Below are 16,699 nucleotides of genomic sequence, written 5' to 3' on the forward strand. Positions count from 1 at the left end.
CATGCGTGACTGGCTTGCCGCGACCCTCGGCGAGGGCTTCGCCTCGATTGCCTGGGTATTACTGGTCGCCCTCTTCGTCATCGCGCTCGCCGTCGTCCTGATCTGGCTGGCGCGGCGCACGATGGGCGGCGCGCTCGGCGTCGGGCCGAAGTCGCGCGCGCCGCGGCTCGCCATCGTCGATGCCACCGCGATCGATCCGAAGCGCAAGCTTGTCCTGGTGCGACGCGACGAGGTCGAGCATCTCGTGCTGATCGGCGGCCAGAACGACATCCTGATCGAGGCCAACATAGCCCGCGTGCCGGCCGCCCGCGGACGCACCGAGCCGCAGATCCGTCGCGAGCCCGAGACGGCCGCTCCGGGCCGGCCGGCCGGCCCGCCCCGCCCGCAGCCCCCGCAGCAGCCACGACAGCCGGTCCAGGCCGCTGCACCCCAGACGGCTCCCGCCGTCGCACCGGCCGTGGCGCCGGCGCCCAGGCCGGCCGCGCGAGCTCTCCCTCCGGTCCCGCCGGTCGAGCCGCCCCGCGAGCTCGCCGAGGCGGCGGAAACGCCTCAGTCCGCGGCTCCCGCACCGGCCGAACCGCCTCGCGAGGAGCGCGACGTCTCTGTTCCCTGGGCCGACAGGCTCGCGAGCCTGCCGGAGATCGAGACGCCGGAACCCGCGGCCGAACCCGCCGCAGGGTCACGCGAACAGCGGCCGCAGGAGGTGGTTCGCGAGGCCCCGGCAGCCGCCGTCCGTCGCCCTCCGGATAAGGAGAAGGCACTGCCGGCTGCGCCCACGGCGAGGCCGACGCCGCCGCGCTCCGTGGCGACCCCGACCCTGCCGCCTGCCGGCGAAGCGGGCATCCGGGCGCAGCCCGCCGCGCAGGCCGCCTCCTCGCCTCGTCCGTCGCCGGCGCAGCCGGACGCGCCCGCCCCCGTCAGTCCTCCGATCCAGCCGCCGCAGCCGCGCCCGCCGCAGCGCCCCGCCACCGGCGAAACTCCGCTGCCGAGCCTCAGCTCCTTCCTGGCGCGCGGCACCGGGGGCCAGCAGGAGGTTCGGCGGCCAGCACCGCCCGCACCGGCCGAACCGCCGGCGCCGGGCGAAGCCACGCCGGTTTCCGGCGAAACGGGATCAGCCCTTCCGCCCGCGCCGGAGGTGCAGCCGCCCGTCGTGCGCAGTTTCGCCAGCGCCATCCAGGCGCGTCAAAGCATCAACGGCGCTCCGATCCGCTCGATCCGCGACGCGGCCGCCCCAGCCAAACCATCGGCCGAGTCCCTCGCTGACGAGAACGACGGCCTCGACGAGTTGCTCGCCGCAGAACTCGATAAGGCGCCCCTGGTGGTGAGCCATCCCGCGGCCGGCGCGGAGGTGCGCGCACCTGAGCCGCGTGAGCGGCCCCGCCAGTTGAGCCTGGAGGAGGAGATGGAACGCCTTCTCGGCGACTTCAGCCTGGACGAGGACGACCGGCGGCCCTGAGGACGCGCGGAGGTCACTGGACAACGCGCAGCAGAAAGGCCGCTCGCGCGGCCTTGCAAAATCTCAGATCCGGATCTCGTGCACCCGCGCGAGACTCGGGCGCCGACGCCAGCCGACGATCATTGCCCGCCGTGGAGCCTCACTCGTCGCGGTAGACCCGCTCGCGCCGCTCATGGCGCTCCTGCGCCTCCAGGGACAAGGTCGCGATCGGACGCGCGTCGAGACGCTTCAGGCTGATCGGCTCGCCGGTTTCCTCGCAGTAGCCGTAGGAGCCGTCCTCGATGCGCTCCAGCGCCGCGTCGATCTTGGCGATCAGCTTGCGCTGACGATCGCGCGCCCTCAGCTCGATCGCCCGATCCGTCTCGGAGGATGCACGGTCGGCGATGTCGGACAGGTTGGCGTTGTCGTTGGCGAGCCCTTCGAGGGTCTCGCGCGCTTCCTTGAGGATGTCGTTCTTCCAGTCGAGCAGCTTCTTGCGGAAATATTCCCGCTGGCGCTCGTTCATGAAGCCGCCATCGTCCTGGAAGAGCGTGTCGGTGTCCAGCGTGCTGCTCATCTCGCATCCTCCAATGCCGCCACGGCGCGCTTATAGCGATGCTTCGCCCGCCAAACAAGCATCTGGGGTGCGCCGACCTTCCCCGAGGCTTGCGCCTAAGCCATGGTTTTGCCTCGGATTTCCTCAGCTCTTGCTGACCTCCGCCGGCTCACGGGGCCGTGAAAGCGAGCCGCGCGCCTCATGCGGCACGCGACTCGCCATGCCCGCGGAGGTTGTCGCAGCGGGCGGCATTGTCGATTGCGGGCGACTGAATCAGGCAGTAGGGAAGCCGGATGGTCGACACTGCCCTGCCGACGCTCATGCTGCTGCGCCACGCTCACTCGTCCTGGGACGTTGCGGGCCAGCGCGATCACGATCGACCGCTCGACGAGCGGGGACGGCGTGATGCCGAGGATCTGGGCAAGCGAATGGCCGCGGACGGGCTGCGCTTCGACGCGATTTTCTGCTCCACCGCGGTGCGGGCCCGCGAGACGCTGCAGGCGGTGCAGGGCGGCGCCTTCCCAAGCGCCGCCGTGGAATGGCGCGAGGCGCTTTATGCGCTCGGAGAGGAGGCCTACTACGCCGCCGTCCGGAGCCGGCCGCAGGCCCGGCTCACGCTGGTGGTCGGGCACAACCCGATGGTCGCCGCCTTCGCCGCCTCCCTCGCGGGCAGCCGGGAGCCGCAGGCGGTCGCAGCGCTCGAACACGGCTACCCGACCGCCGCGCTTGCCGTGCTCCGCTCGAGCCTGCCCCTCGGCGAGCTTGCACCCGGCTGCTGCCACCTCATCCGTCTGATCCGCCCGAAGGACGGCGAGCGAGGCTTCACGCCGACCTTGTGAACGGCTTCGCCCGCACCCTATATCCGGGACCGGGCTCCCTGCCCGACTGGTCCGCCAAGCGGGCCTCACGTCAACCCCTGCGCGCCCGACCTCGCCCATGACCTCCATCGCCGACGAGGCGCGCATCGCCATCGACACCCTGCGCGAGCGGACGGGCACGCTGTTCCATCCGACGCTGCGGCTCGGCGTCACCGGCCTGTCCCGCTCCGGCAAGACGGTGTTCATCACCGCGATCGTGCACAACCTGCTGCACGGCGGCCGGCTGCCGCTGTTCGATGCGCAGGCCGGGCATCGCATTGCCCGGGCCTATCTGGAAGAGCAGCCGGACGAGGCGGTGCCGCGCTTCCAGTACGAAGACCACATCCGCACCATCCTCGACGAGCGCCTGTGGCCGGCTTCGACAAGAGCGGTCTCCGAGCTCAGGCTGACGATCGACTACGAGTCGGCCTCCGGCTGGTCGCGCCTGTTCGGCAGCGGACGGCTGTCGCTCGACATCGTCGACTATCCGGGCGAGTGGCTGCTCGACCTGCCGCTCATGGAGAAGGACTTCGCGACCTTCTCCGCCGAAGCGCTCGAGCGTGCACGGCTGCCGGCTCGCACCGCGGAGGCAGCACCGTTCCTCGCCCTGCTGAGCGGCCTCGATCCGGCCGCCGACGCCGACGAGACCTTCGCGCAGCGGCTCCATGCGGCGTTCACCGGCTATCTCGAGGCGTGCCGGCAGGATCGCACGGCCCTCTCGACGCTTCCGCCCGGCCGATTCCTGATGCCGGGGGACCTCGAGGGGTCGCCGGCGTTGACCTTCGCGCCGTTGCCGGTGGAGCGCGGCCGCACCTATCCGCGCCGTTCGATCGCCACCCTGTTCCAGCGCCGCTACGAGGGCTACAAGAGCGTCGTCGTCAAACCCTTCTTCCGCGACCACTTCGCCCGGCTCGACCGGCAGATCCTGCTCGTCGACGTTCTCCAGGCGATCAATGCCGGACCGGCCGCGGTCCGCGATCTCGAGGAAGCCCTGGCCGACGTGCTGACGACCTTCCGCCCGGGGCGCACCAGCTGGCTCGGCTCCTGGCTATCCCACCGCATCGACCGCATCCTGATCGCCGCGACCAAGGCGGACCACCTGCACCGCGAGAGCCACCCGCGGCTCGACGCCGTGGTGCGCCGGCTGCTCGACGCGGCCATCCGGCGGGCGAAGTTCTCAGGCGCCAAGATCGACACCCTGGCGCTCGCTTCGGTGCGCGCGACGCGCGAAGCCACGGTCGATCATGGTGACGAGGCACTGCCGGTGATCGTCGGTACGCCCCTCGCGGGCGAGACGATCGCGGGCGAACGCTTCGACGGGCGGACCGAGACGGCGGTGTTTCCCGGCGACCTTCCAGCCGATCCGGACCGGTTGTTCCGGGGGAGCGGCACGAGCGAGGTGCACCCGCTCACCTTCGTGCGCTTCAAGCCGCCGCGGCTCGAACGCACGGCCGAGGGGCTGACACTGTCGCTGCCGCATATCCGGCTCGACCGGGCGCTGGAGTTCCTCCTTGGAGACCGGCTGGCATGAGCGACCGACGCGAACGTCCGCCCCTCGTCTTTCGGCTGGACCAGCTCGATCCGGCGTCCGGAAGGGTGCAGGCGGACACCGAAGAACGGGCCATGCCGCCGCCGGCGCGCGCTCCCCGGGCGGTGCAGGACCTGTCCCGGATCGCGTTCGAGCCGGACGAAGCGATCGACGACGATCTTCTCGGCGAACTCGCCGACGCGCCGGCCCGACCCCGCCGTCGCCGCTTCTCCTTTCTGAAGCTGTTCCTCGCCGCGCTCGGCGCGCTCCTGTCGCTCGCCGCCGGCCTCGCGGTGGACGCGCTGGTGCGCGACCTCTTCCAGCGCGCCGACTGGCTCGGCTGGACCGCGCTCGCGCTGGCCGGGCTTCTCCTCGTCGGTGCTCTCGGCCTCGTCGCCCGCGAGGCCACGGCCCTGCTGCGGCTGTCTGCGGTGGAGCGCGAGCGCCGCGCCGCCCAGGCCGCGTTCGATGCGGACTCGCGCACCGAGGCGGAGGGCGTCGTCGCCGGGCTCGTCGCGCTCCTCGCCGACCGTCCGGAGACGGCAGAGGGGCGGGCCCGGCTCGCCGCCCTCGAAGGCGAGGTGATCGACGGGCGCGATCTCGTTGCCCTCGCCGAACGCGAACTCCTGGTGCCGCTCGACGAGCGGGCAAAGGCGCTCGTGGCGAGCTCGGCCAAGCGCGTATCGGTGGTGACCGCCGTCAGCCCGAAAGCGCTGGTCGACGTCTCCTACGTCCTCCTGCAGACGATCCGGCTGATCCGCCAGGTCTCCGAGCTGTACGGCGCCCGGCCCGGAACGCTCGGCCTGATCCGGCTGACGCGTGACGTCGTCGCCCATCTCGCGGTGACCGGCTCGATCGCCATCGGCGACGGTGTGGTGCAGCAGCTCGTCGGCCACGGCCTCGCCTCGCGCCTCTCCGCACGCCTCGGCGAGGGCGTCGTCAACGGCCTGCTCACGGCCCGTGTCGGCATCGCCGCGATGGATCTCTGTCGGCCTCTGCCCTTCCTGCGGATCCGGCGCCCCCGCATCGGCGATTTCGCTACGGAGTTGAGCCCCTTGCCGCGATCGCCTGATGCACTGAAGGAGCGTCGAGGCACAGTCGCGCCTATCGATTAGGTCCCGGCATTCAAGCAATGATTAACCCTTCCGGGCGATAAACAAGGCTCACGTTTAGCGCCGCCCCGGAGAGGTTCCGTCGATGTTCCGTTCGCTTGCCGCCGCCCTCGCGCTCACCTCCGGTCTTGCCGCGGCGGCCGCTCCTGCCCATGCCGGCTCCGATGAGGCCTTCTTCCAGTCGGTGGCGGGTCGCTGGGTGGGACCGGGCGAGATCGTCGCCGGCAAGTACAAGGGCACCAAGTTCGTCTGCGACTTCAACGGCGCGCAGAGCGCCCGCAGCGTCGGCATGTCGCTGGACGGCTCCTGCCGCGTCGGCCTGTTCTCACAGCCGATGCGCGCCGAGGTGGTCCGGGAAGGCGGCAGCTACAAGGGCGCCTTCCTCGACGGCGCCGCCGGCAAAGGCCTCGACATCATCTCGGGCAACGTGAGCGACGACCGCATGGTTGTCGGCCTCGACCGCAAGCAGCTGAAGGGCGCGATGCTTGCCCGGCTTGCCGACGCCGACACGATGGCGATCACCATCTCGGTGCGTGTCGAGGAAACGCTCGTCCCGATCATCGGCATGAACCTGAAGCGCCGCGACGCGCGCCGCACCGCTTCAGTCGACTGATCAGCCGCCGGCCTCCACCCGCCACCAGCGTCCGTCGGCGCTGACCGGCTCGATCCCCGTCGCATCGACGGCCGCCGCCCAGTCGGCGACAGGCCGGCCGGCGATGACGACGTCCGGTGCGATATCGGCGAGCGGCACCAGCACGAAGGCGCGCTGCAGCATGCGCGGATGCGGCAGGATCAAGCCATCCGCCGCCAGCGTCCGGCCGTCGAAATCGAGGAGGTCGACGTCGATCGTGCGCGGGCCCCAGCGCTCGTTGCGCTCGCGCTTGAGCTCCCGTTCGACGGCAAGGCAGAGCTCCAGCATCGCTTGCGCGTCGAGCCTGGTGTCCACCACGGCGCAGGCGTTGAGGAAGCGCGGCTGCTCGAGGACGCCCCAGGGCGGCGTCTCGAACAGGCGCGACACGGCAGATACGTCGCAGTCCGCGCGCGCATCGATGGCCCGCAACGCAGCCGACATCGAGGCGCGCGGGTCGCCGATATTGCCGCCGAGGCCGAGGCAGGCGCGCGTCAAGCTCGTGCGCTTCCCGTGGAGGCCATGCGGATCGCATCGGTGATCGCCAGCGCGTCCCGGTTGGCCTCGACGTTATGGACGCGGAAGATGTCGGCACCGCGCTCGCGCAGGAAGACGCTCGTCGCCGCCGTCGCGACGTCCGGCTCGGGATCCTCGCGTCCGAGGATGCCGCGCACGAAGCGCTTGCGAGAGGTGCCGACCAGGATCGGACGGCCGAGCGCCATGATCTCGTCCATCCGCGCCATCAGCCGCAGGTTCTGCGGGCCGTCCTTGGCGAAGCCGAAGCCGGGGTCGACGACGATGGCCGCGTCCGGAACGCCGGCCTCGCGCGCGATCTCGAGCGAGCGGCCGAGGAAGAGCAACTGGTCCTCGACGACGTCCTCGAGCGGCGTGCGCTCGCGGCCCGTGTGCATCAGGCAGAGCCCTGCTTCGAACTCCGCCGCCACGCGCGCGATCGCGGGGTCTTTCTGCGCACCGAAGACGTCGTTGACGATGTGGGCGCCGGCGGCGAGCGCCAGCCGGGCCGTCTCGGCACGGTAGGTGTCGATCGACAGGACGATGTCCGGTTCGCCGGCCAGCCGCTCGATGACCGGAAGAACGCGGGCCTGCTCCTGTGCCGGATCGACCGGTGTGGCCCCCGGCCGGGTGGACTCCCCGCCGACGTCGATGATCGTGGCACCCGCCTCGCGCATCGCAAGCGCGGCCGCGACTGCGGCATCCACCGAGCCGCCATAGCGCCCGCCGTCGGAAAAGCTGTCCGGCGTGACGTTCAGGATGCCCATGATGCAGGCATGGGGGCCGAGCTCGATCACCCGCCCTCGGCCGACCTGCCAGCGCCCGCCCCGCGGTTCGATCATCTGCATGGGGATCAACCTGTCGTGATGTTTGCGCCACAGCTCTCGTGGCGGGCTTACCATGAAGCGCAATTCACTTGCCAATACCCGGTGGTGGAATAGCCTGCGTCCCGGCGCCTTCCGGCGCAGGAGGTTCATGCCGAGATGACAGTCGCGTCCGCCGCGTTCGCCCTCGCCCTTGTCGCCGGCATGGCCGGCACCGCCACCGCCGCCAACATCAGCGAGAAGACCACGTACTTCATGGTGCGCGGGTCGACGCTGGACGAGCTCGACCACGACCTGACCGGCAAAGGCCCGGTCGTCGCCTCGACCGGGCTGCATCATCCGGGCGCGACGTCGGTGAGATTCGACGGGCACGTCACCTACAAGGCTGCCGGCGGGGGCTGCCGGGTGAACAAGACCAACCTTCGGCTCGATCTCGTCACGACGCTGCCCAAGTGGGAGCCGCGCACCAAGGTCTCGGCACGCACGCGGCTCGTCTGGAACACGCTGGCCACCGACATCCGGCGCCACGAGAACCACCATGCGCAGATCGCCAAGCTCTGGCTGAAGAAGATGGAGAACGCGATCCGCAACCTGCCGGCGCAGCGGGACTGCTCGGCGATGGAAGCGCTCGTCAACAAGACCAGCGACCGGTATCTGCGCGAACACGAGCGGGCACAGATCGACTTCGACACGGTCGAAGCGCGCGAGGTGAACTGGCGGCTGAAGCGGGCCCTGAAGCGGATGATGCAGGCGAGCAACTGAAGGCGCGCCCGGAACTGCCCCCTCTCGCCGTGTGCCGGCGGCCGGCCCGGCCTCCTCAGGCCTGGCGGTCGGGCACCTGCAGCACGAGGCCGTCGAGCTCGTCGCGGATCTTGATCTGGCAGGACAGGCGCGAGGTGGGCCGGACGTCGTAGGCGAAGTCCAGCATGTCCTCTTCCATCGCCTCCGGTTCGCCGACGACCGCAGTCCAGGCCTCGTCGACATAGACGTGGCAGGTGGCGCAGGCACAGGCGCCGCCGCACTCGGCTTCGATGCCCGGCACGTTGTTGCGCACCGCATTCTCCATCGCGGTCGACCCGTTCGCGGCCGCGATGTCGAAGCGCGTGCCGTCGGCAGCGACGAAGGTGATCTGCGTCATGATGGGTCGGACCGGTTCGTCAGGATGGCGGCGAAGCCGCCTCGTTATGGCCTATGCCGGTTCCTGTCAAACCGCCGAAGGCCGCGGCGCCTCGCCGTTTTCGGCCGCGTCGAGGCTGCGCAGAAACGTCGCGGTACGATCCAGCGCATCCTGCAGGCCGGCCATCGCCGCCTCGTCGTCCTCGGCGACGACGCGCTCGGCGGCCTCGGACAACAGGAACGCGCCGACGGTTCTGGCGGTCGATCCGAGGGCCGCCGCGAGCCGCACCCGCTCGGCGGGCAGCGCCAGGGGCAACCCGCGGCCGATGCACTCGATCTGCCGCGCCATCAGCGCCAGGATCTGCGCCTCGGCTTGGCGATCGCCATGCGTGGTCCGGGCGAGGTGCACGAGGTCGACCGGGCGGCGGCGGGAGGGCGGCGGAGCCGGCTCGGTGCGACGCGACCGTTTCGGCGACAGGTTGGACATCGGCTCGCTCCAAGAGATCGATCAAGGCGACGCGACAGCACATGATGCCGCCCGGCGCGGGTGTCTGTGGCGAGTTTCCCGCGATATGCTTCAGATCGGCTTAACGGCCGCCCCGCGGACCCGTGAATGCCGCAAATCGGCGCTCTCTGGATTGCCGCGGCCGGCTCAGGAGCCGGATTAACATATTCTTTGTAGCGTTAACCTTATGTTTAAACTTGTACATAACGCCGCGTTTTAAGGTTTCTTTCACCCGCGCAGGTGGTTACGGTAAACCTCGGAAAAGTGTCGCCCCATTCATCGCGAGAATGCGGCGGAACGGTCGGGACCCGTCACGGCTTCTCCAGGACCACGGTGCGAGGACCGTCGTCCATGGTGTCCGCGACGATCCGGTCCAGGGTAGCGTAAGAGGCACGGCGGCGTCATGTCGAACACCAAGACGAACGAACTGCTTTCCGACGAGGCGGTGAACGAACTCGAGGAAGCGCTGCGCGCCGACCTCTTCGCCGACGACGAAGGCGGGCGGACCCTTTCGATCGAGACCGAGGAGCCTCTGGCTGCGTCTGCCGCCGGCCACGTCGAGCCAGAGACGCTGCCGGTCGAGTCGATCGACATCGATTTTGCCTTCGACGACTTCGACCGCCGCGTCGAGGAAGCCGCCGACGCCCTGCGCGTCGAGGGGAGCGACGAGCCGGCGCCGGCCGAGCCTGATGAGGACGAGGTCGCGGCCGCCGTTGCGGCGGCAGCGACGGCGGGTGCGGAGCCGGGCTGGCAGCGCGACGCCGGGGCGCGGGCCGCCGAGCGCTACGCGGCCAACGCCGCCCGGGCGGACACCGATGCCGAGCCGAGCCGAGCCGGTTCCTATCGCGGCACGCCGGCCAACGACGAGCAGCGCCGCAGCGCGGTGATGACGCGCGGCCTTCTCGATCGACGCGCGTCCCGCGCGCCCCTTTGGGCGTCTTCGATCCTGTCCGCCGGATGGCTGGGCCTGACCGGGTTCGTGACGTGGAGCCAGTACGGCACCGGCCTTCTGACCCTGCCGGAGACGCCGGCCGGTCTGCTTCAGCTCGCCGAGATCGCGGGCCTCGCCTTCGGACCGGTCGTCCTGATGTTCGGCTTTGCCAACATGACGCGGCGCTCGCGCGAGCTGCAGATGACCAGTCGCTCGATGGCCGAGGTGGCGCTGCGTCTCGCCGAGCCCGAAGCCGCAGCGACCGAACGCGTGATGAGCGTCGGCCAGGCCGTCCGCCGCGAGATCTCGGCCCTCAGCGAGGGCGTCGAGCGCACCCTCGCCCGCACCGCCGAACTCGAGGGCCTCGTCCACTCGGAGGTCACCACCCTCGAGCGCGCCTATGCCGACAACGAGGTCAAGATCCGCGCCCTGGTGCGCGATCTCGCCACCGAACGCGAAGCCATGCTGTCCCATGCCGAGCGGCTGCGCTCGGCGGTCGTCGGTTCGCACCAGCGGCTGGTCGAGGACGTCGATTCGACGTCGGAGCAGATCCTCGGCCGCATCGAAGAGGCCACCGGCCGGCTGGGCCAGCTGCTGAGCAGCAGCGGCGAGAGCTTCGACCGTGCCTATGCCGAGCGCACCGAACGGCTCGAGCAGATGATGGAGGAGCAGGGCCGGCTCGCGGACGACCGCCTGCGCCGCAATGGCGAGGATCTTCTCGCCCGCATCACCGGCGCCGCGGAGACTGCGGCCGAGCGGCTCGGGCGCTTCGGCGAAGCGTTCGAGCAGCAGTTCGACCGCTCGATGATCGAGCTCGAGAACCGCTCCAACGCGGCCGTCGGCCAGATCGGCGTGGTCAGCGAGGACCTCCAGAGTCGCATCGCCGCGTCCGGCGAGCTGGTCCGCCAGGCGCTGCAGGAGCGCGGTGACCGTCTCGACGTCGACTCCGACCGCCTGATCGCGCGCCTCGAGGACACGCTCGACCAGCGCAACGAGCGTGCCGTCGCCGTGTTCGACGCGGCGCACGAAAAGGCCGTGGGCGGGCTCGACGAACGCATCTCTTCCCTCGCCGGCACGCTCGACGCGCGCAGCGGCGAGCTGATCGCCGCGGTCGAAGGCCGGACCACCGCCATCGAGGGCTCCTCCGAGCGGATCTTCGAGGCGCTGCAGCAGCGCGCCGGCGACTTCGCCCGCCTCCTCACCGAACGCACCCGCGACATCGGGCAGGCCTTCCAGGACGGCCAGTCGCGCCTGATCGAGACGGCGGACGCCGCCATCGGCTCGGCGAACGGCGCGGTCGACGAGCGCATCGCGGTCCTTCAAGCCTTGGTCGACGAGCGCGGCGGCAACCTGGCGCGGGCGCTGGACGGCTCGATCGCCCGGCTCAGCGACGTCACCCAATCCGGCATGGGTCAGCTGGAGTCCCAGTCGGAACGTCTGGAGCTGTCTCTGGCCGATCTCACCGGCCGGATCGAGCAGATCCTCGCGTCGGGCAGCGAGGGTATCCACTCCGCGACCGAAGTCGCCACCCGCCAGATGCAGAACACGCTCGAAGGCCGCGTCGAGGCTGCAGCGGCCCTTCTCGGCACCCGGGCCGACGAGCTGGAGGCAAGCCTCGGCTTCACGCTCCAGAACTTCCTGGAGACGGTCGCCGGCAACGGCGAGCAGATCACGCTCGGCGTCGATCAGCGGCTCGAGGCGATGCGCCTGCTCTTCGAGCGCGCCGACGCCAGCCTCGGCGGCGGCTTCGACGAGCGGGGCCGCGCGCTCGCCGCGCTGCTCGACGAGCGGCTGCAGGCGATCGACGGCTTGATCGAAACCGGCCGCGACACGCTGGTGGGCACGCTCGATCAGCGGATTGACCAGATCGCCGCCCTGATCGCTCAGCGCTCGGGCAACCTTGCCTCGGTCTTCGACCAGCGCTCGCATGCGCTGGTGGAGAGCCTGGACGAGCGAGCCTCGCGCTTCGGCGAGGAGTTCGACGAGCGCGGGAACAAGCTGGCCTCCGGCCTCGGCGATCGCCTCACGGCCATCCAGGAGCTCCTGGAAACCAGCCGTGCGAGCATGATCGGCGGGCTGCAGGAGCACGAATCCACTCTTGGCGAAGCGCTCGAGATGCACACCCGCGCCCTGCGGGCTCTGAGCGAGGACACCCACACCACGCTCACCTCGGCCCTCGACGGACGGATCGGCGAGATCACCGCAGCCTTCGACACAGCGTCCAACGCCGTCGCCGACGACATCGCGGCGCGGCTCGGCGGCCTGCGTGCCGCCATCGAACAGTCGCGTGCGGACATCACTGGGGACCTCGACGACCTGACGGATCGGATGGGTGGGACGCTCGACGCGGGTCGCCAGCGACTCGGCGAAGAGGTCGAGCGCCGCGCCGAGCTTCTCGTCGCCGGAATGGAGACCGGCGTGCGCACCCTCGTCGACGCGCTCGATCTGCGCGTTACCGACCTGCATGCCGCAGCCGACGACAGCCGCACGGCTCTCCTCTCCGGACTCGACGAGCGCGTCGCCAGCCTGCAGACGGCTCTCACCTCGACACAAGACCTCCTGGGCCCGGCGCTCAGCGAGCGCGTCGCGAGCCTGCACGAGCAGGTCGACACCGCGCAGAGAAGCCTTGCCCTCCTCCTCGACGGGCAGACCGACATGGTCGGCTCGGCGCTGAACCAGCGCATCGAGGCCCTGCGCGAGATGATCGACGGCGCCAGCACCGCGCTCGTCGAGACATTCGACGGCCGCAGCCAGAGCCTCGGCGTCGCGATCAGCGATCGGATCGACGGTCTGCGCCATACCGTTGACGGCACTCGGGCACAGATCGAAGCCGCTCTCGACAGCCGGGTGGCCGCCCTGGTGGAGGCTCTGGCGAGCGGCGACGACCGACTGGCTCAGGGTCTCGACGCCCGTTCGGCGGCTCTTGCCGACCTCATCGAACAGGCGCGCAGCCTGCTGCTCGACGGGCTGGACGAGCGTCTCTCGACGATTAACGGCCTGATCGACACCGGTCAGGGCGGCATGCTGGCCGGCCTCGACGAGCGCACGCAGTCGCTTGCCGGTCTGCTGGACGAACGGATCGATCGCTTCTCAGGCACGCTCCAGGACGCCGACAAGCGGATCGCGCTCGCCATCGAGGACCGTCGCGAGCATTTCGCGAGCCTGGTGGAGGACGCCGCACGCTCGGTCGCCGCGACCGTCAACGACCGGGCCGACGATTTCCGCCGCGCCATCGAGCTCTCCGTCGGCGAGCTCGGCACCTCGCTCGAAACCCGCAAGGACGAGTTCGCGACACTGCTCGACACCGGCTCGACGTCGCTCACCGGCGCTCTCGACCAGCGCACCGAGGCGATCAGCACCGCGCTCGAGCGCGGCCTCGGCAATGTCGAGCGCACGCTCAACAACCGCACCCAGGCGATCGCCGAGTCGCTGCGCCAGACCATGGCGACCGTCGTCGCCTCGCTGGCCGAGGAAGCCGACCGGGCCCGCCAGTCGCTCGGTCAGGAGGTCGGCCGCATCGACGAGAGCTTCGGTTCGATCGATGGCCGCCTGAAGCAGTCGGGCGACGCCGTCAGCCAGCGGATCGTCGAGGAGGCGGATCGTCTCGCCGAGCGCCTCGCCGGTGTCGGCGAGGATCTGCGGCTGCGCGGCGAAGTCGCCCGCGGCGATCTCGCGGCCGAAGGCGACCGCATTGCCGAGGCCGTCGGCGGCGCGATCGACACGCTCCGCAGCCTGTCGGAGACGGCGCGCTTGGGCTTTGCCGGCGATGCCGAGACGCTCGCCAGCACCTTCCGCCAGCTGTCGAACGACATGCGGCGCGAGGCCGAAGAAACCCGCGAGAGCCTCGCCGGCGAAGGCACTGCCTTCGCGACGCAGATCAGCGGCGCCTCGCTGTCGATGCGCGCCGAGGTCGATGCGGCACGCGAGAGCCTCGGCCACATCGCCGGCGATCTCCTCGGTGGCCTGTCCGAGCTCGCGGAGCGTCTGCGTCACGATGCCGACGAGGCCCGTCACGAGATCGGCCGGCAGACGGACGCGCTCGGCAGCGAGCTCGCCACGGCGGCCGACCGCCTGCGCGACGTCGGCGATGCGACCCGCGAGCGCTTCGCGACCAGCGCCGTCGCCATCTCGGACGAGGTCCAGGCGGCGACGCAGCTGATGCGCGAGCACACCGACGACGCTCGCTTGGCCCTCGCCGAAAACACCGACGCGTTCGCCAAGCGGCTGTCCGGCGCCGCCTTCTCGATCCGCTCGGAGGCCGAGCGCGCAGCGAGTTCCCTGGAAGAGCGTGCCGCACGCTTCTCCGACGACCTCTCCTCGATGTCGCAGACCCTCGGCAGCCTCCTCGCCTCCTCGTCCTCGACCATGCAGAGCGACCTCGCCTCGGCGACCGTCAGCCTTCGCGGCGAGCTCGAGACGGCGGCCGACACGATGAAGGCGGACATGTTCGACGTCGCGACCCGGCTGCGCGAGGACGTGAACTACGCGTCCGAGACGCTGACCCGCGACGCCGAGCGGGCGCGCGAGGCCATCGTCGTGGAGGGCGGCGAGCTCGCCCGTCAGCTCGCCGGTGTCCAGGCGACGTTGCGTGAAGAGAGTGAGGCCGCACAGGAGCGCCTGCTCGAGGGTGCCGGCGCCTTCCGCGGCGACCTCGACGAACGCACCGAGGCGCTGAACGCCCTGCTCGTCGCGCGCAGCCGCGAAATGTCGCGGATCATCGAGGACGAGGCTCGCCCGGCGATCGAACGGCTCGGCGCCAGCGGTGCCGACGTCGTGCAGTTGATCGAGGACGCCTCGCGCGACGCCAAGCTGCGCCTGCAGGACGAAAACGCCGCGCTCATCGATGCGCTGGCCCGTCGGGCGGGCGAAACGGTCGAGACGCTGACCCGCTCGTCGCAGGAAATCCTCGATACGCTCGACGAGCGGACCAGCACCACGCTGGGTGCGGTGGCCGAGATCCGCGCGCAGCTGTCGCAGGAGGTGGACACGCTGATCGACCGCCTGTCGCGCACCAATGGCACGCTGCGCAGCCTCGTCGACGACGCGGCCGCCAGCCTCGGCGCCATCGACGGCACGCTGACGGAGGCGGGCAACCGGTTCACCGAGAGCACCGAGCGTGCGGCCGAGACGATCGCCGCGACGGCCGGCCAGCTCGACGGCAATCTCGGCCGGCTCGACGAGCTCTCGGCGGTCACCCTCGACAAGGTCAGCGCGATCGCCGAACGCTTCGACGAGCACGGCCGCTCGTTGCGCGAGGCGACCGAGCTTCTGGAGACGGCTCAGTCGGGCCTCGGCACGACGCTCGACAGCGGCCGCACCGGGCTGGAGGAGCTCTCCGCCGGTCTCGTGCAGCGGTCGGAGGAGATCGGAACCCTGATGCGGTCGTTCGAGGGCGTTCTGAACGGCCTCTTCGATCGGGCGGAACAGCGTTCGCGGCTGATTTCCGAGCGCATCTCGGGCGAGGTCGGCACGACGCTCGAAGCGACCGAGAAGCAGATGGAATCGGCCGAGACGCGCTCGCGCTCGGCGGCGGAGGCCATCCGCGACGCGGTGGAGACGGCGCTCTCCGACATTTCGAGTCGCTTCGACGGCGCGACCGAGGAGATGCGGCAGACGGCCGACGCCATCCGTGAGGAGCTGGCCGGCGCCCGCAGCGAGATCAAGCGCGGCGTCTTCGAGCTGCCCGAGGAGACCCGGGAGAGCACGGAGGCGATGCGCCGTGCGGTGGGCGATCAGATCCGGGCCCTCCGCGATCTCAGCGACATCGTCAATCGCTCCGGCCGCGCACTCGACGTCGCGTCTCGCCGTCCGCCCGAGGCGGCATCGGCGCCGGCATCCGGGCCGTCGCAGGCGCCGCGGTCGTCCTCGCTGCCGAGCCGCGGCTTCACGCCGCGCGCCAGCGAGCCGGTCGCACGGCCCGAGCCGACCCCGACGCGTCCGGCGGAGCGGGTGCGAGCGGAGGGCGACCAGCGCCTGACGGCCTCGTTCGGCACTGACGGCAACCTTGCCCGCGACCTGCGGCCGAGCTTCGAGGCGGCGCCTGCTCCGGCTCACACCGTGGCTCCGGCACCCACCCCGGCGCCGACGCCATCGCGCACCGCGCCGACGCAGAGTGCGCCGGCGCCACGCGGGAGCGACGAGCGCACCGGCGGCGGCTGGGTCTCCGACCTCCTGCGCCGCGCCTCGCGTGACGAGGAGACGGGCGCCGCACCGCGCGCGCCGGCGACGGCCGAGGGTGCTGCGGCTCCGGAGCCTGCGGGCCGGGCGGATCGCTCGCCGGCGCACGTGGTCGAATCGCTGAACTCGCTGTCGGTCGACATCGCCCGAGCAATCGATCACAACGCCTCGATCGATCTCTGGGAGCGCTACCGCAACGGCGAGCGGAACGTCTTCACCCGCCGGCTCTACACCCTGAAGGGGCAGCAGACCTTCGACGAGATCCGCCGCAAGTACCAACGCGACGGCGACTTCAAGGCCGCGGTCGATCTCTACATTGCCGACTTCGAGCGACTGCTCGCCGACGTCAGCCGGCAGGATCCGAGCAACGGCCTGACGCGCAACTACCTCGCGTCGGACACCGGGAAGGTCTACACGATGCTGGCGCACGCCTCCGGCCGCTTCGACTGAGCCGCGGGGAACGAGCGTTCGAGACTGCGGAACGGCCGGATCTCAGGATCCGGCCGTTTGCGTTCGC

General features: G+C 70.8%; 12 protein-coding genes. 7 read left to right on the forward strand and 5 right to left on the reverse strand.

Annotated features, from left to right (window positions below; translation table 11 throughout):
- Position 1: 1 nt before the first annotated feature.
- Entirely contained in the window at positions 2-1,456 is a 1,455-nt protein-coding gene (locus tag NPA30_RS11375; protein WP_256802789.1) for a flagellar biosynthetic protein FliO, read from the forward strand.
- A gap of 139 nt (positions 1,457-1,595) precedes the next feature.
- Here NPA30_RS11375 and dksA read toward each other — a convergent pair whose 3' ends face one another.
- Positions 1,596-2,012: an RNA polymerase-binding protein DksA gene (dksA, locus tag NPA30_RS11380; RefSeq protein WP_256802790.1), complete on the reverse strand. Its 417-nt coding sequence runs from the start codon at positions 2,010-2,012 to the stop codon at positions 1,596-1,598.
- A gap of 272 nt (positions 2,013-2,284) precedes the next feature.
- Between dksA and NPA30_RS11385 the strand changes: the two genes are divergently transcribed.
- From NPA30_RS11385 to NPA30_RS11400, 4 genes are all read left to right on the forward strand, one after another.
- Positions 2,285-2,830 (forward strand): SixA phosphatase family protein, encoded by a 546-nt coding sequence (locus NPA30_RS11385; protein WP_256802791.1) that lies wholly within the window; start codon positions 2,285-2,287, stop codon positions 2,828-2,830.
- Between the two features lie 97 nt (positions 2,831-2,927).
- Positions 2,928-4,379: a YcjX family GTP-binding protein gene (locus tag NPA30_RS11390; RefSeq protein ID WP_256802792.1), complete on the forward strand. Its 1,452-nt coding sequence runs from the start codon at positions 2,928-2,930 to the stop codon at positions 4,377-4,379.
- Positions 4,376-5,491, forward strand: coding sequence for a YcjF family protein (locus tag NPA30_RS11395; RefSeq protein ID WP_256802793.1), 1,116 nt, complete (start codon positions 4,376-4,378; stop codon positions 5,489-5,491). The genes NPA30_RS11390 and NPA30_RS11395 overlap by 4 nt, the downstream gene beginning before the upstream one ends.
- An 82-nt stretch (positions 5,492-5,573) precedes the next feature.
- Entirely contained in the window at positions 5,574-6,101 is a 528-nt protein-coding gene (locus tag NPA30_RS11400) for a hypothetical protein (protein WP_256802794.1), read from the forward strand.
- Here the strand turns inward: NPA30_RS11400 and folK are convergent, their stop codons facing one another.
- Together folK and folP are read right to left on the reverse strand one after the other, a co-directional pair.
- Positions 6,102-6,614 carry a 2-amino-4-hydroxy-6-hydroxymethyldihydropteridine diphosphokinase gene (folK, locus tag NPA30_RS11405; protein WP_372338788.1) on the reverse strand — a complete coding sequence of 171 codons (513 nt, stop codon included), beginning with the start codon at positions 6,612-6,614 and terminating at the stop codon, positions 6,102-6,104. It lies immediately after the preceding gene.
- A complete protein-coding gene (folP, locus tag NPA30_RS11410; RefSeq protein ID WP_256802795.1) occupies positions 6,611-7,477 on the reverse strand; it encodes a dihydropteroate synthase in 867 nt (288 codons plus the stop codon). The genes folK and folP overlap by 4 nt, the downstream gene beginning before the upstream one ends.
- Positions 7,478-7,612: 135 nt before the next feature.
- On the opposite strand from folP, the gene NPA30_RS11415 reads away from it, so the two are divergent.
- On the forward strand, positions 7,613-8,215 hold the full coding sequence (locus tag NPA30_RS11415) for a DUF922 domain-containing Zn-dependent protease (protein WP_256802796.1): 603 nt from the start codon (positions 7,613-7,615) through the stop codon (positions 8,213-8,215).
- A gap of 55 nt (positions 8,216-8,270) precedes the next feature.
- Here NPA30_RS11415 and NPA30_RS11420 read toward each other — a convergent pair whose 3' ends face one another.
- Both NPA30_RS11420 and NPA30_RS11425 read right to left on the reverse strand, forming a co-directional pair.
- On the reverse strand, positions 8,271-8,591 hold the full coding sequence (locus NPA30_RS11420) for a 2Fe-2S iron-sulfur cluster-binding protein (protein ID WP_256802797.1): 321 nt from the start codon (positions 8,589-8,591) through the stop codon (positions 8,271-8,273).
- 66 nt (positions 8,592-8,657) lie between these two features.
- On the reverse strand, positions 8,658-9,056 hold the full coding sequence (locus NPA30_RS11425) for a histidine kinase (RefSeq protein ID WP_256802798.1): 399 nt from the start codon (positions 9,054-9,056) through the stop codon (positions 8,658-8,660).
- Positions 9,057-9,477: 421 nt separating this feature from the next.
- On the opposite strand from NPA30_RS11425, the gene NPA30_RS11430 reads away from it, so the two are divergent.
- Positions 9,478-16,632 carry an apolipoprotein A-IV repeat region-like domain-containing protein gene (locus NPA30_RS11430; RefSeq protein ID WP_256802799.1) on the forward strand — a complete coding sequence of 2,385 codons (7,155 nt, stop codon included), beginning with the start codon at positions 9,478-9,480 and terminating at the stop codon, positions 16,630-16,632.
- Positions 16,633-16,699: the final 67 nt, after the last annotated feature.

The organism is Mangrovibrevibacter kandeliae (assembly GCF_024519155.1).
GTDB lineage: Bacteria > Pseudomonadota > Alphaproteobacteria > Rhizobiales > Rhizobiaceae > Mangrovibrevibacter > Mangrovibrevibacter kandeliae.

Bases quoted from the DNA above. Each gene is read 5' to 3' on its own strand.
- NPA30_RS11425 (WP_256802798.1), bottom strand. From the start codon at position 9,056: ATGTCCAACCTGTCGCCGAAACGGTCGCGTCGCACCGAGCCGGCTCCG.
- NPA30_RS11430 (WP_256802799.1), top strand. From the start codon at position 9,478: ATGTCGAACACCAAGACGAACGAACTGCTTTCCGACGAGGCGGTGAAC.
- NPA30_RS11415 (WP_256802796.1), top strand. From the start codon at position 7,613: ATGACAGTCGCGTCCGCCGCGTTCGCCCTCGCCCTTGTCGCCGGCATG.
- NPA30_RS11400 (WP_256802794.1), top strand. From the start codon at position 5,574: ATGTTCCGTTCGCTTGCCGCCGCCCTCGCGCTCACCTCCGGTCTTGCC.
- folP (WP_256802795.1), bottom strand. From the start codon at position 7,477: ATGCAGATGATCGAACCGCGGGGCGGGCGCTGGCAGGTCGGCCGAGGG.
- NPA30_RS11385 (WP_256802791.1), top strand. From the start codon at position 2,285: ATGGTCGACACTGCCCTGCCGACGCTCATGCTGCTGCGCCACGCTCAC.
- dksA (WP_256802790.1), bottom strand. From the start codon at position 2,012: ATGAGCAGCACGCTGGACACCGACACGCTCTTCCAGGACGATGGCGGC.
- NPA30_RS11390 (WP_256802792.1), top strand. From the start codon at position 2,928: ATGACCTCCATCGCCGACGAGGCGCGCATCGCCATCGACACCCTGCGC.
- NPA30_RS11395 (WP_256802793.1), top strand. From the start codon at position 4,376: ATGAGCGACCGACGCGAACGTCCGCCCCTCGTCTTTCGGCTGGACCAG.
- NPA30_RS11375 (WP_256802789.1), top strand. From the start codon at position 2: ATGCGTGACTGGCTTGCCGCGACCCTCGGCGAGGGCTTCGCCTCGATT.
- NPA30_RS11420 (WP_256802797.1), bottom strand. From the start codon at position 8,591: ATGACGCAGATCACCTTCGTCGCTGCCGACGGCACGCGCTTCGACATC.